At 50.0% G+C, this 13543-nt stretch carries 14 protein-coding genes and 1 pseudogene; 8 read left to right on the top strand and 7 right to left on the bottom strand.

Translation table 11 applies throughout. The features are described from left to right. Positions 1–111: 111 nt before the first annotated feature. Positions 112–762 carry a multidrug efflux transporter transcriptional repressor AcrR gene (gene acrR / locus HV127_RS14315; RefSeq protein ID WP_181483280.1) on the bottom strand — a complete coding sequence of 217 codons (651 nt, stop codon included), beginning with the start codon at positions 760–762 and terminating at the stop codon, positions 112–114. Positions 763–904: 142 nt separating this feature from the next. Here acrR and acrA point away from each other — a divergent pair, with 142 nt between their 5' ends. The 5 genes from acrA (at position 905) to maa (ending at position 7080) form a co-directional block, all read left to right on the top strand. After that, a complete protein-coding gene (acrA, locus tag HV127_RS14310; protein ID WP_182236817.1) occupies positions 905–2098 on the top strand; it encodes a multidrug efflux RND transporter periplasmic adaptor subunit AcrA in 1194 nt (397 codons plus the stop codon). A 22-nt stretch (positions 2099–2120) separates the two neighbouring features. Further along, entirely contained in the window at positions 2121–5267 is a 3147-nt protein-coding gene (acrB, locus tag HV127_RS14305; RefSeq protein WP_182236815.1) for a multidrug efflux RND transporter permease subunit AcrB, read from the top strand. 481 nt (positions 5268–5748) lie between these two features. Then, positions 5749–6123 (top strand): Hha toxicity modulator TomB, encoded by a 375-nt coding sequence (gene tomB / locus HV127_RS14300; RefSeq protein WP_181483283.1) that lies wholly within the window; start codon positions 5749–5751, stop codon positions 6121–6123. 26 nt (positions 6124–6149) lie between these two features. Next, positions 6150–6368 (top strand): HHA domain-containing protein, encoded by a 219-nt coding sequence (locus HV127_RS14295; protein WP_110273703.1) that lies wholly within the window; start codon positions 6150–6152, stop codon positions 6366–6368. Between the two features lie 145 nt (positions 6369–6513). Continuing rightward, entirely contained in the window at positions 6514–7080 is a 567-nt protein-coding gene (maa, locus tag HV127_RS14290; RefSeq protein ID WP_182236812.1) for a maltose O-acetyltransferase, read from the top strand. Here the strand turns inward: maa and HV127_RS31705 are convergent. Beyond that, positions 7049–7156, bottom strand: a pseudogene (locus tag HV127_RS31705) (hypothetical protein); the annotation flags it as partial. The gene maa and the pseudogene HV127_RS31705 sit on opposite strands and share 32 nt — an antisense overlap. Before the next feature lie 61 nt (positions 7157–7217). Here HV127_RS31705 and HV127_RS14285 point away from each other — a divergent pair. Next, the gene (locus HV127_RS14285; RefSeq protein ID WP_182236810.1) at positions 7218–7685 is read left to right on the top strand and encodes a YlaC family protein; all 468 of its coding nucleotides are present in this window, start codon (positions 7218–7220) and stop codon (positions 7683–7685) included. Here HV127_RS14285 and HV127_RS14280 read toward each other — a convergent pair. Beyond that, positions 7663–9117 carry a PLP-dependent aminotransferase family protein gene (locus HV127_RS14280; protein WP_182236808.1) on the bottom strand — a complete coding sequence of 485 codons (1455 nt, stop codon included), beginning with the start codon at positions 9115–9117 and terminating at the stop codon, positions 7663–7665. The two genes, HV127_RS14285 and HV127_RS14280, sit on opposite strands and share 23 nt — an antisense overlap. 101 nt (positions 9118–9218) lie before the next feature. On the opposite strand from HV127_RS14280, the gene HV127_RS14275 reads away from it, so the two are divergent. Continuing rightward, on the top strand, positions 9219–9926 hold the full coding sequence (locus tag HV127_RS14275) for a GNAT family protein (protein ID WP_182236806.1): 708 nt from the start codon (positions 9219–9221) through the stop codon (positions 9924–9926). On the opposite strand, the gene ykgO is transcribed toward HV127_RS14275, so the two are convergent. The 3 genes from ykgO to HV127_RS14260 all read right to left on the bottom strand — a co-directional run bounded on the left by ykgO (position 9923) and on the right by HV127_RS14260 (position 11511). Then, positions 9923–10063: a type B 50S ribosomal protein L36 gene (gene ykgO, locus HV127_RS14270; protein WP_003859006.1), complete on the bottom strand. Its 141-nt coding sequence runs from the start codon at positions 10061–10063 to the stop codon at positions 9923–9925. The two genes, HV127_RS14275 and ykgO, sit on opposite strands and share 4 nt — an antisense overlap. Next, positions 10063–10326, bottom strand: coding sequence for a type B 50S ribosomal protein L31 (locus HV127_RS14265; RefSeq protein WP_182236804.1), 264 nt, complete (start codon positions 10324–10326; stop codon positions 10063–10065). The genes ykgO and HV127_RS14265 overlap by 1 nt, the downstream gene beginning before the upstream one ends. 111 nt (positions 10327–10437) lie before the next feature. Then, complete coding sequence (locus HV127_RS14260; RefSeq protein WP_182236802.1) at positions 10438–11511, bottom strand: LacI family DNA-binding transcriptional regulator; 1074 nt, start codon at positions 11509–11511, stop codon at positions 10438–10440. 267 nt (positions 11512–11778) lie between these two features. On the opposite strand from HV127_RS14260, the gene HV127_RS14255 reads away from it, so the two are divergent. Next, positions 11779–13050 carry a maltoporin gene (locus HV127_RS14255; protein ID WP_182236800.1) on the top strand — a complete coding sequence of 424 codons (1272 nt, stop codon included), beginning with the start codon at positions 11779–11781 and terminating at the stop codon, positions 13048–13050. Between the two features lie 123 nt (positions 13051–13173). On the opposite strand, the gene HV127_RS14250 is transcribed toward HV127_RS14255, so the two are convergent. After that, positions 13174–13488 carry a glucose PTS transporter subunit EIIB gene (locus HV127_RS14250; protein WP_182236798.1) on the bottom strand — a complete coding sequence of 105 codons (315 nt, stop codon included), beginning with the start codon at positions 13486–13488 and terminating at the stop codon, positions 13174–13176. Positions 13489–13543 lie beyond the last annotated feature (55 nt).

The raw sequence follows: 13543 nt of genomic DNA, 5'->3' as shown, positions 1-13543 counted from the left end.
GCAAAAGCCGGAGAATACCGGGGATCGTCGCAGCGCGAAGAATAGCACTTATGACATCGCGCGAATAGCGGCGAAAAGCAGGAAATATTGGCTATTTCTCTGCTGACGCTCTTAAGCTTCGATTCCTTCTGGAGCCCGTAGAGAAGGGCAGAATTGATACATTTCGAGCAGCGTCGCGACGTACTCTCGCGCATCTTTTTGCAGATCGAAGGCATTCGGTGCCAGCAGCCAGTTTTCCATCAGGCCCGAAAGATAGCTACGCATTAAAATAGCCGCCCGACGGGTAAGCAAATTGGCAGGCAGCATTTTCGCTGCAATGCAGTCTTGCAACGTTTGTTCGATACGATCGTAGCTCTCCAGACAAATGCTACGCTGTGCTTGTTGAAGCGTGACCATTTCACCTACAAATTCACATTTATGGAAGATGATCTCCATCATCAACCGCCTGCGTTTGTCTGTCACTGTTGCTTCAAGAACATAGACTAAGATCTCACGCACAACTGACAGTGGATCGTTAGGGAATTTTGCCCGATACTCAACTTCGAGGTCACTAATACTGGCTTCAGAAAGTACCCATATTTCATTAAATAAATCTGATTTATTTTTGAAATGCCAGTAGATAGCCCCTCTCGTCACGCCAGCGGCTTTTGCAATTGCTGCCAACGAGGTGGATGATACGCCTTGCTGCGAAAACAAACGCAGAGCAACATCCAGAATATGTTGCCGGGTCTCAAGCGCCTGTTGTTTGGTTTTTCGTGCCATAGGTCGATGAGTTTACAGAGGTTACGTTTACATACATTTGTGAATGTATGTACCATAGCATGACCATAATAGAAACACAGCAGTGGGTTTGTGGTCGATTGAGCCACTGAACAATTTGAAATTGGACACTCGAGGTTTACATATGAACAAAAACAGAGGGTTAACGCCTCTGGCGGTCGTTCTGATGCTCTCAGGCAGCTTAGCGCTAACAGGATGTGACGACAAACCGGCTCAGCAAGGGGCCCAACAAATGCCGGAAGTCGGTATTGTGACGCTCAAATCCGCTCCGCTACAAATCACAACTGAACTGCCAGGTCGCACCAGCGCTTATCGCGTTGCGGAAGTTCGCCCTCAGGTCAGTGGCATTATTCTGAAACGTAACTTCACTGAAGGTAGCGATATTCAGGCTGGCGTGTCTCTTTATCAAATTGATCCGGCGACCTATCAGGCCACCTATGAAAGCGCAAAGGGCGATTTAGCAAAAGCGCAAGCCGCGGCAAATATGGACCAGTTGACGGTAAAACGTTATCAGAAACTGTTAGGCACTAAGTACATTAGCCAACAGGATTACGATACTGCCGTTGCAACCGCTCAGCAGAGTAATGCTGCAGTGGTCGCCGCCAAAGCTGCTGTAGAAACTGCACGCATCAATCTGGCATACACCAAAGTCACCTCTCCTATCAGCGGTCGCATTGGTAAATCCGCTGTAACCGAAGGCGCCCTGGTGCAAAACGGCCAAACCACCGCGCTGGCTACCGTGCAGCAGCTTGATCCTATTTATGTCGACGTGACTCAATCAAGCAATGATTTTCTGCGTTTAAAACAAGAGTTAGCCAACGGCAAACTGCAGCAGGAAAACGGTAAAGCGAAGGTTGAGCTGGTCACTAACGACGGTCTGAAATACCCGCAGGGCGGTACGCTGGAGTTTTCCGACGTCACCGTTGACCAGACTACCGGCTCTATCACGCTGCGCGCTATCTTCCCCAACCCGGATCACACTCTGCTACCTGGAATGTTCGTCCGTGCACGTCTGGAAGAAGGTGTAAATCCTGATGCTATGCTGGTTCCTCAGCAGGGCGTAACTCGTACGCCACGCGGTGATGCGAGCGCCATGGTTGTTGGCGAAGGCGATAAAGTCGAAGTCCGTCAGATTACCGCGACTCAGGCAATTGGCGACAAATGGCTGGTCACTGAAGGTTTGAAAACGGGCGATCGCGTGATCATCACTGGTCTGCAAAAAATCAAACCAGGCGTACAGGTAAAAGCGCAGGAAGTCGTTTCTGACGATAAACAGCAAGCCGCTGGCAATGCTCAGTCAGAACAACCCAAGTCTTAACTTAAACAGGAGCCGTTAAGACATGCCTAATTTCTTTATCGATCGCCCCATATTTGCATGGGTGATCGCCATTATTATCATGCTGGCTGGGGGACTTTCGATCCTCAAGTTGCCGATAGCGCAATATCCAACGATTGCGCCACCGGCAATTTCCATCACAGCCATGTACCCCGGTGCTGATGCGGAAACCGTGCAGAACACCGTAACCCAGGTTATCGAACAGAACATGAACGGTATCGATCACCTGATGTACATGTCTTCAAATGGCGACTCCACCGGTACAGCGACGATTACCCTCACCTTCGAATCCGGTACCGATCCGGATATCGCCCAGGTACAGGTTCAGAACAAGCTAGCGCTTGCGACGCCGTTGTTGCCGCAGGAAGTACAGCAACAGGGTATTAGCGTTGAAAAGGCATCCAGCAGCTTCCTGATGGTTGTCGGCGTTATCAATACCGATGGCACCATGAATCAGGATGACATTTCTGACTATGTTGCCGCCAACATGAAGGATACGATTAGTCGTACCAGCGGCGTTGGTGACGTGCAGTTGTTTGGTTCCCAATATGCCATGCGTATCTGGATGGACCCGAACAAACTGAACAACTTCCAGCTAACGCCGGTTGACGTTATTAGCGCCCTGAAAGCACAGAACGCCCAGGTTGCAGCGGGTCAGTTAGGCGGTACGCCACCGGTGAAAGGCCAGCAGTTGAACGCTTCTATCGTGGCGCAGACTCGTCTGACCAACACCGAAGAGTTCGGCAACATTCTGCTGAAAGTCAACCCGGATGGCTCTCAGGTTCGTCTGCGCGATGTTGCGAAGATCGAGCTGGGTGGTGAAAACTACGATGTCATCGCGAAGTTTAACGGCCAGCCGGCTTCCGGTCTGGGGATTAAACTGGCGACCGGTGCGAACGCCCTCGATACCGCTAACGCCATTCGTGCTGAGCTGGTGAAGATGGAGCCGTTCTTCCCTTCCGGCATGAAGATTGTTTATCCGTATGACACCACGCCATTCGTACAGATCTCTATTCACGAAGTGGTGAAAACGCTGGTTGAAGCGATCATCCTGGTGTTCCTGGTTATGTATCTGTTCCTGCAGAACTTCCGCGCGACGCTGATCCCAACTATCGCTGTACCGGTCGTCTTGCTGGGGACGTTTGCTATCCTCGCTCTGTTCGGTTTCTCGATAAACACCCTCACCATGTTTGGTATGGTGCTCGCAATCGGTCTACTCGTGGATGACGCCATCGTGGTGGTGGAAAACGTCGAGCGTGTTATGGCTGAGGAAGGGCTACCGCCGAAGGAGGCAACGCGTAAATCAATGGGCCAGATTCAGGGCGCACTGGTGGGTATCGCGATGGTGCTTTCGGCAGTGTTTATCCCGATGGCCTTCTTCGGCGGCTCTACTGGTGCGATTTATCGTCAGTTCTCTATCACTATCGTTTCGGCCATGGCGCTGTCGGTACTGGTAGCGCTGATCCTGACCCCGGCGCTTTGCGCCACGATGCTAAAACCCGTCGCGAAAGGCAGCCATGGTGCAACGACCGGCTTCTTTGGCTGGTTTAACCGCATGTTTGATAAGAGCACACATCATTACACCGATAGCGTAGGCAACATTCTGCGCAGTACCGGTCGTTATCTGGTGCTGTATCTGATCATCGTAGTGGGAATGGCCTGGCTGTTCGTGCGTCTGCCAAGTTCCTTCCTGCCAGACGAAGATCAGGGTGTGTTCCTCAGCATGGCACAGCTCCCGGCTGGTGCAACGCAGGAACGTACGCAGAAAGTTCTTGATGAGATGACCGACTACTATCTCACTCATGAGAAGAACAACGTTGAATCAGTATTCGCCGTTAACGGCTTTGGCTTCGCGGGCCGCGGACAAAACACCGGTATCGCGTTCGTCTCCCTGAAGGACTGGAGCCAACGTCCTGGCGAAGAGAACAAGGTTGAAGCGATCACCGGCCGTGCAATGGGCTACTTCTCGCAGATTAAAGACGCAATGGTCTTCGCCTTTAACCTGCCAGCCATTGTCGAACTGGGTACTGCTACCGGCTTTGACTTCCAGCTGATCGATCAGGGTGGATTGGGTCACGAAAAACTCACTCAGGCGCGTAACCAGCTCTTTGGCATGATTGCGCAGCATCCTGATGTATTAAGTGGCGTTCGTCCAAACGGCCTGGAAGATACACCGCAGTTTAAAGTCGATATCGATCAGGAAAAAGCGCAGGCTCTCGGCGTTTCGATTAGCGACATCAACACCACATTGGGTTCCGCCTGGGGTGGTAGCTATGTCAACGACTTTATCGACCGTGGTCGCGTCAAGAAAGTCTATATCATGTCCGAAGCCAAATACCGTATGCTGCCGGAAGATATCGGCAACTGGTACGTGCGCGGTAGCGATGGACAGATGGTGCCGTTCTCCGCCTTCTCCACTTCACGCTGGGAATATGGCTCTCCACGTCTGGAACGCTATAACGGTCTGCCATCAATGGAAATCCTCGGTCAAGCAACGCCTGGTAAGAGTACCGGTGAAGCGATGAACCTGATGGAGGAGCTGGCGGGCAAACTGCCTTCTGGTATTGGCTACGACTGGACCGGTATGTCCTATCAGGAACGGTTGTCCGGCAACCAGGCACCTGCGCTCTACGCGATCTCGCTGATTGTCGTATTCCTGTGCCTGGCGGCATTGTATGAGAGTTGGTCAATTCCGTTCTCGGTCATGCTGGTCGTTCCGCTCGGGGTTGTTGGTGCACTGCTGGCGGCAACTTTCCGCGGGCTGACTAATGACGTCTACTTCCAGGTTGGTCTGCTAACAACCATTGGTCTGTCGGCGAAGAACGCGATTCTTATCGTTGAATTCGCCAAAGACCTAATGGATAAAGAAGGTAAAGGCCTGATTGAAGCGACGCTCGAAGCGGTACGTATGCGTCTGCGTCCGATCCTGATGACCTCACTGGCATTTATCCTGGGGGTAATGCCGCTGGTTATTAGCTCTGGGGCAGGCTCCGGTGCACAGAACGCCGTAGGTACTGGCGTAATGGGCGGGATGGTGACCGCGACGGTTCTGGCTATTTTCTTTGTACCAGTATTCTTCGTGGTGGTTCGCCGCCGTTTTAGCAAGAGAAATGAAGATATTGAGCACAGCCATACGGTTGAGCATCACTAATCTCCCCTCTAAGGGCCGCATTTGCGGCCCTTTCCTTTTCTATCTATATTAAGCGCACTCATTGTCATTGTTTATTTTGTAGCCTGTTATATAATATTTAATGATGAGTTCTGCCATATATCTCTGTTTTTTTCATCCACTGATTTGTCGCCCCGACCTAACTCAGAATATTCTCAATCACTGACATTGTGTATGGTTGTCCGACAACAACCACTAAAATACTCAGCTAACCCGATGAAATATAAGGTTTGCTTTCATTTTTTCCGTTGAAACTAATGTTGCTATATAATAAAGCGCACAGTGTTTAAGATAAATTAACCGTGATAATTGTAATTTTTCGTAATAGCACGGTGAAATCTTTTTGAGAGTGGATTATAGTTAAAACAGCAAGATTACATTGTATGTGTCAGGTCTGTTAGTCGTGTTCATCCCACAACGGTGCTGTTAGTCGTCGTTTAAACCACTTAAAAGGGGATGTTTTATGGACGAATACTCGCCAAAAAGACATGATATTGCGCAGCTTAAATTTCTCTGCGAAACCCTGTATCATGACTGTCTTGCAAACCTTGATGAGAGCAACCATGGCTGGGTTAATGACCCGACTTCGGCTGTCAATCTTCAACTAAATGAATTGATCGAGCACATTGCCGCATTCGCACTTAATTATAAAATTAAGTATGCTGAGGATAATAAACTGATTACTCAGCTTGACGAATACCTGGATGACACTTTCGTGCTGTTCAGCAACTACGGCATTAACACAGCAGATCTACAGAAATGGCGCAAATCAGGCAACCGGTTATTTCGTTGCTTCGTGAACGCCAGTAGGGAAAACCCGGCAAGTCTTTCTTGTTAGTATTATTACAATCAAAAGGTGAATTTATGTCTGATAAAACATTAACCAAAATAGACTATTTGATGCGTTTACGACGCTGTCAGACAATTGATACGCTGGAACGCGTAATTGAAAAAAACAAATATGAACTTCCTGATAATGAACTGACGGTATTTTACTCAGCAGCCGACCATCGTCTTGCTGAATTGACGATGAATAAACTGTACGACAAAATCCCTCCCTCAGTTTGGAAATTTATCCGCTAATATATTTCAAATGAAAGACAAGCAACAGGTAGCGCCTCCCCCTTCAACAGCAATAATTGTGATATCAATCACACATATTAGCAAGTGGCGCATATGAAACCGGTTTCTTTTATACTATGGCGGCATTTACGATAAGGAAAGCCCCATGAGTGAAGAGAAACATAAAATGATTGCCGGTGAGCTGTATCTACCCGGTGATGCTACCTTGCGAGCAGACCGTCTGCGTGCCAGGCAACTGCTGCATCGTTACAATCATTCAGCACCGGAAGAGCGTGAATTACGCAAATCATTACTGGCCGATCTCTTTGGTCAAGCTAATGATGCCTATATTGAACCCACTTTCCGCTGTGACTATGGTTACAATATTTTCCCGGGTAAAAATTTCTACGCTAACTTTGATTGCGTCATGCTGGATGTCTGCCCAATTCATATTGGTGATAACTGTATGCTGGCTCCCGGCGTGCATATCTACACTGCAACTCATCCACTGGATGCCATCGAACGCAACAGCGGTAAAGAGTACGGCAAACCGGTGGTCATCGGTCACAATGTCTGGATTGGCGGTCGGGCAGTCATCAATCCCGGAATCACGATTGGCGACAATGCCGTCATTGCGTCCGGCTCCGTGGTGGTGAAAAATGTCCCCGCGAATGCCGTCGTTGGCGGAAACCCAGCACAAATCATAAAAATGCTGCCAAGCGAAGGACTGTAACTGTTATGCTTTTTCGCAACTGATCTGTTACTTTTCCCTGTGATTTACGCAACATAAAATAGCCTTCAGGCTGAGCCCAAATTGCATCTTGTTCTTCAAGCATGCAGCCGGGCTCTTAGCAGAATTTGGGGAATAAGATGACAGAAATACAGCTGCTGCTGAAGAACACCATTGATGAGCTTAATGTAAAGGAGAAACGCGACAACCGTCCGCGTTTTAGTATTAGCTTTATTCGCAATCATCCATGGCTGTTTGTCGCAATGTATGCCGCCTTCCTGGCTACGCTCATCGTGATGCTACGTTCAGAAACATTGGTAGATTCTGTCTGGCTGTTAATCGTGCTGTTCGTCCTGCTCAACGGCTTCTTCTTCTTTGACGTCTATCCGCGCTATCGCTATGAAGACATTGATGTACTGGACTTTCGCGTTTGTTACAACGGCGAGTGGTATAACACGCGGTACGTCCCGGGCCAACTGATCGAGAGAATCCTGCAATCACCGCACGTCGCCGGTGAACAAAAGGCTCAGTTGCAAAAAATGGTCGATACCAAGGGTGAACTTTCGTTTTACGATGTGTTTTCCCTTACCCGCGCCGGCACTGCGTAATAAGACGATTGAGCGTCCGCACCGCAGGAATGAAATGCGAAGCGGACGTATTACCGTAGCCCAAAACCAGTCCACTTTTCGCATTTTTAGCATCAAGATAAAAACGGCTTAATGCCGCTGGTGCCTGCTGAAACTGGCGAGCCAGCTGAACAAGTGCTTCATCATCAATGCCTTCGATAGCTACCGTCAAATGCAACCCACCTTCTCCACCAAAGAGCTCATAAGGTACCTTAAGCTCCTCTGCCAAAATCTCCCGTAATTGCTGCTGACGTTTACGATACAAACGACGCATGGCCGCAAGATGGCGCGCGTAGTGTCCCTCTTCGATAAATAACGCCAACGCCCGCTGCTCCACCCGGTGTCCACCGCGCAATAGTGCACCAATCGCTCCCTGAGCCGCATCAGCCAACGCCGAGGGCATCACCACAAAGCCAATGCGTAGCGCGGGAAACAACGTTTTGCTGAAGGTCCCGAGATACACTACCGGTGCCTGTTTGACCATTCCCAACATTGCAGGAATCGGTTCGCCGCTGTAGCGAAACTCGCTGTCGTAATCATCTTCAATAATCCACGTATTATGCTGGCGTGCATACTCCAGTAGCGCCAGTCGTCTCCCTGCGCTCATGACTGCTCCACAGGGATATTGATGTGAAGGTGAAGTGAAGATCAATCGCGGGGCCTTACTCTCATCACTCATATCAGGCCGCATGCCTTCACAATCCACTGGTACACCTTTCATATGAAGTCCGGCTTTGAGAAACATACTTTTTACCCCCAGGTAGCCAGGTTCTTCCACCCAGGCGGTATCCCCAGCTTCGCTCAGCAGATGCGTGCATAAATTGATACCTTCCAGCGCACCTTCCGTAATCACAATTTGTCGGACATCGCAGCGAATCCCTCGCGATAGCGCCAGATGACGGGCAATCGCCTCGCGCAGAGCAGGTTCACCTTGCGGGTCACCATAGCCCAGCAATGCGGTTCCCTCTTCACGCAATATTCTGTCGAGAAGCCGACGCCAGAGGGGAAGAGGAAAATAGTTAACCGCAGGCATTCCCGGCGTAAAGAGCAACGTGGGTGAATCACGCCGCGTGCCCCCAGGCAACTCCTGTAAGCGCTCAGGAAGCGCGATTGCGTGCACCGCAACATCACGCTCTCCCTGAGACGTCAAAGGCGCTACGTGCGTCCCCTGACGGCTGCGTAGCAAATAGCCCTCGATGGCCAATTGCTCAAGCGCGCTGTTGATCGTGTTACGCGAAAGCCCCAACCGCTGAGCCATAGCACGTGAGCCAGGTAAACGGCTATTGCCTGCCAGTCGCCCCTGCAAAACGGCCTCACGCAACAGTTGATACAGCGCACGCTGCAAGGTCTCACCCCCTCTGCTACGCAGGCCGTGCTCCAACAAAGTAAAAAACGCATCGTCTGGAATATTCATCGCGGCTCCTCGTGGCACCATAAAAACATACACCCTTGGTACTTTTTATAGAACCAATAAGCTCTTAATCTCATTGCATTCGCCCAAACAAGGAAAACCGCATGAGCCTCCTTAACCAGTTTAATCAACCTGTTGGTACTGCCCTGCCCGATTGGCAACCTCGGCCCCACCCCGAAAAACAAAATCTGCAAGGGCGTTTTTGCCACCTTGAGCCTTTAAATACACAACACGCCAGCGCACTGTTCGCCGCCCATCAGCTAGCCCCAGATACACGCAGTTGGACATGGTTGCTGCGCGAACCAGATAACAGCGTTGAGGAGTACCGTACGTGGATTGATAGCGTTGCCGGACTGGCCGATCCCATTCACTTTGCGGTGATTGACGAGCGGACAGGTCGACCCGTCGGGTCGCTGGCGCTGATGAGAATTGATGCAAAAAACGGCGTTGTTGAAGTCGGTCATGTCCACTTCTCACCGTTACTAAGCCGGACGGCGATGGCAACCGAAGCGCAGTGGCTGCTGATGCGTTACGTTTTTGATATTCTCGGCTACCGCCGCTATGAATGGAAATGTAATAGCCTGAACGAACCCTCACGCCGGGCAGCGCTACGTCTGGGGTTTCAGTATGAGGGGCGTTTTCGTCAGGCTCTGGTGATAAAAGGCCACAACCGCGATACCGACTGGTTTTCCATTATCGATGACGAATGGCCACAGATTGATAACGCTATGCAGCAGTGGCTGGCCGCCGACAACTTCAACGACGGCCAACAGTTGCGCACGCTGGAGAGCTTTCGCAAACGGGTAAGTTAACGTCTTTTCTTGCGTCCCTGCACGGCTTTAAAGCGGGGATTGCTTTTGCAAATCACGTACAGCCGCCCTTTGCGCTTAACTATCTGACAATCCGGGTGACGCTGTTTGGCGCTACGTAACGAGTTGAGTACCTGCATTATTTGCTCCTTTTCGCATCAATAAAACCACCGAAGCGCTGGCGGAGGCGTGCGGTGCTGCCTTCATTATTGAAAGCCTTCTGTTTACCGGTGTAATACGGATGCGATTTGGATGACACATCAAGCGTCACGTACGGATACGTCTCACCTTCGAGCTCAATCTCACGCTCGGTCCTGATGGTTGAACCGACTTTAAAGAATTCGTTGGCACTGGTGTCGTGAAAGACCACGGTACGATAGTGCGGATGAATGTTGGGTTTCATAGCGACCTCGATCATTACGTTATAACATAACAATACGGTACGCCGAGTTAATACAAAGATCAACCATGAGAACGAAAAGGGTAATGGGCGACGCAGGCCGCCCGTTGCGGATTAGGGATTCAGCTGATGCGCTAACGCCCGCAGCTGTTCGGCTATGGACTGCAGATCTTTACCGGGCTCCGTTTTCGGCCCGGTAGAGTGGCGAATAACCAGTCGCGCGGGGAGAATCGAAGAAGTATGCAGCGTTTCATTATCACCGCTATCAAGGATGCGACGCACAGCCTCTTTTCCTTGTAAATCGAGGTCTAGCGAAACGGTCGTCAGCGCCGGATAGAAGAATGAACTTTCATAGGTATCATCGTAACCAATCACCGATTTCTCCCCCGGGATCGGCACCTGATGCTGATGAAAAGCGCTCAGCACACCCAATGCCATCTGATCGTTTCCCACCAGCACTGCGGTGAAGTTCGGTGTCTCGCGCAGCATTTGCAGCGCACCGGCGTAACCACTCTGTGCATCCCAGTTGCCACGAACCACTGTGACAGGTTGCAGGCCATAACCCTCAAGCGTTTCCATCCAGCTTTTCAAACGTAATTTCGCTGACACCGAGCTTTCCGGTCCGGCTAACAGGGCTATCTCACGGTGCCCCATCTCATAGAGATATTTGACGCTGGCTCGGGTGCCATCCGCTGGATTGAACGAAACGTTAAACACCGAGCTATAGGGGTCAACATCCAAAAAGAGACAGACAATGTCGTCGTTATCAGCGGCGATTTTCTGGGCTTCTTCGGTCTCCAGCGGCACGTTGATAATAACCTTGTTCACCAGTTGCGACTTCAGCTCATTGATAGAATCCTGGATACTTTGGTTGACGCTCTCATCAATCATTGAGATGAGTACCTGATAGCCTTCAACATTGGCATAGCGTTTTACCGCTGCCGCAACTTGTGAAGGAGCGTGTAAAGCCAGAGAAATCGTCACCAGGCCGACAGTATGGCTCTGCTTACCTACCAGCTGCTGTGCAAGGCGATTAGGCACATAGCGCAGCTCCTCAATAGATTTTTCCACCTTGCTACGCGTGGCTTTGGATACATTAGCAGACTTATTGAGTACCCTGGACACGGTCTGATAGGAGACGCCCGCGTGGCGGGCAACGTCTTCTAAAGTCGCGCTTTTAGACTTCATGGTCCGGTTCCTTATGTTGTTATCCCTGGATTGTAACAGGGGCAATATGAAAAAACGCTCACAGCAACATTCCCCTGATGACAATCGCCATAAAAAGTACGACGCTCACAATACATTGAATTGTGAATGGACTCACCATCTGTAACAAAATACGCCTATTTATTTGCAGTTAATCACACTATGGCGATCATTCAATTGCCTGAATTTAGGTTTAGGCATTTTATGACATCGGTTATGTGAACGTAATACAAAAATAAGAGGATAGACATGAACACTACGCTGCGCACACTCTCCGTTGCGTTGGCCGCTGCGCTGATTTCACCATCCGTGTTGGCTGCTTCCGCCGCTGTCCCAGGTATCGATTTTCATGGTTATATGCGCGCCGGGGTTGGGGTCTCCGGTGACGGTAGTCAGGCTGAATGGCAAAAAAACAAAATAGGCCGTCTGGGTAACGAATCTGATACCTATGGTGAGCTGGAGTTAGGCTCAGAGGTCTACAAGAAAAACGATGTTAGTTTCTACCTCGATAGCATGGTCAGCATGGTCTCTGACGGCTCCAACGATAACGAAACCACGCTGGATGACGATGCGCAGTTTGGTCTACGCCAGTTGAACCTTCAAATTAAAGGCCTGGTCCCTGGCGATCCAAATGCGGTCATTTGGGGCGGTAAACGCTACTATCAGCGCCATGATCTACACATCATCGATACCAAATACTGGAACATTTCCGGCTCCGGTGCGGGACTTGAAAACTACACTCTAGGTCCTGGGGCCGTCTCCTTTGCCTGGATCCGCGGCGACGCGAATGACGTTGATTACCGCGTCGATGGCGACAGTGATGTAAACATTAACTATCTCGACCTGCGCTACGCTGGCTGGAAACCGTGGTCTGGTGCCTGGACGGAATTTGGTATCGACTACGCAATGCCGAACACCACTAAAAAGCAGGATACCTACGGCGGACTGTATGATGCTGAAAATGGCGTCATGCTGACCGGTGAGATTAGCCAGGATATGCTGGGTGGCTACAACAAAACGGTACTGCAGTACGCCAACAAAGGGTTGGCGCAGAACATGGTCTCCCAGGGCGGCGGTTGGTACGATATGTGGAACTACGTCAATGACGCCACCGGATATCGCGTTATTAATACCGGTTTAATTCCGATTACCGACAAGTTCTCGATTAACCATGTTCTGACCTGGGGTTCTGCGGACAACATTACTGAATACACGGATAAAACGCGTATGCTGTCGCTGGTCGCTCGCGGGCAGTATCAGTTTACCGAGTACGTGCGCCTGATTGGCGAAGTCGGCGGTTTCTATCAAAAAGACAGCTACAAGAACAACTCCGAGTATAAACAGGCCGGTGAAAAATACACCATTGCGCTGGGCCTGGCCGATGGCCCTGACTTTATGTCACGTCCGGAACTGCGTATTTTCGCTTCATATTTGAATGATTCTGAAAATGGCAAACCATTTGAAGATCAAACTGCTAACAATACGTGGAACTTTGGTGTCCAGGTAGAAGCCTGGTGGTAATAAAATTTAAACCGTTTCCTCTCCAACTGCAAGGTCGTTAATTACCCTCCGGTAATGATTATTGCCATTGAATAACTTGTTATATTTTCGGGATAACCCATTATTGCGTTATCCCGTTTTATTTTATTTACGACTTGCAAAGTGCTCGTCAAGTAATTGTCGTAAAGCATCCGACTGCTTACCGAAAATAGCATGCACCTGCTGCCCCAAAATAATAACCCCCAGCGCACCCTGCTGCTGTAATGCCTGAGAATCAACAATCGCCAGGTTATTCACCGTGACGCGTAAACGGGTAATACAAGCATCAACATGAATAATATTCGACTCACCGCCGAAAGCCTGAATCAAAGATTCAATCTGTTGTTGCTCCGTTGTACTCAAAGGCACTGCGGTGCGGGGTTGGGAGAAATAATTCAGAAAGGATTTTAAACTCACCATAATAGACTCCTGATAAGCAGATAAAAAAACGCCTGCTCAATGAGCAGGCGCGGGT

The organism is Klebsiella sp. RHBSTW-00215 (assembly GCF_014103785.1).
Lineage (GTDB): Bacteria > Pseudomonadota > Gammaproteobacteria > Enterobacterales > Enterobacteriaceae > Klebsiella.
This window is presented reverse-complemented; position numbering and strand designations above follow the sequence as displayed.

Bases quoted from the DNA above. Each gene is read 5' to 3' on its own strand.
- HV127_RS14250 (WP_182236798.1), bottom strand. From the start codon at position 13,488: ATGGTGAGTTTAAAATCCTTTCTGAATTATTTCTCCCAACCCCGCACC.
- HV127_RS14285 (WP_182236810.1), top strand. From the start codon at position 7,218: ATGACAGAAATACAGCTGCTGCTGAAGAACACCATTGATGAGCTTAAT.
- HV127_RS14260 (WP_182236802.1), bottom strand. From the start codon at position 11,511: ATGAAGTCTAAAAGCGCGACTTTAGAAGACGTTGCCCGCCACGCGGGC.
- maa (WP_182236812.1), top strand. From the start codon at position 6,514: ATGAGTGAAGAGAAACATAAAATGATTGCCGGTGAGCTGTATCTACCC.
- HV127_RS14280 (WP_182236808.1), bottom strand. From the start codon at position 9,117: ATGAATATTCCAGACGATGCGTTTTTTACTTTGTTGGAGCACGGCCTG.
- acrB (WP_182236815.1), top strand. From the start codon at position 2,121: ATGCCTAATTTCTTTATCGATCGCCCCATATTTGCATGGGTGATCGCC.
- acrR (WP_181483280.1), bottom strand. From the start codon at position 762: ATGGCACGAAAAACCAAACAACAGGCGCTTGAGACCCGGCAACATATT.
- HV127_RS14255 (WP_182236800.1), top strand. From the start codon at position 11,779: ATGAACACTACGCTGCGCACACTCTCCGTTGCGTTGGCCGCTGCGCTG.
- tomB (WP_181483283.1), top strand. From the start codon at position 5,749: ATGGACGAATACTCGCCAAAAAGACATGATATTGCGCAGCTTAAATTT.
- HV127_RS14275 (WP_182236806.1), top strand. From the start codon at position 9,219: ATGAGCCTCCTTAACCAGTTTAATCAACCTGTTGGTACTGCCCTGCCC.
- HV127_RS14265 (WP_182236804.1), bottom strand. From the start codon at position 10,326: ATGAAACCCAACATTCATCCGCACTATCGTACCGTGGTCTTTCACGAC.
- acrA (WP_182236817.1), top strand. From the start codon at position 905: ATGAACAAAAACAGAGGGTTAACGCCTCTGGCGGTCGTTCTGATGCTC.
- HV127_RS14295 (WP_110273703.1), top strand. From the start codon at position 6,150: ATGTCTGATAAAACATTAACCAAAATAGACTATTTGATGCGTTTACGA.
- ykgO (WP_003859006.1), bottom strand. From the start codon at position 10,063: ATGCAGGTACTCAACTCGTTACGTAGCGCCAAACAGCGTCACCCGGAT.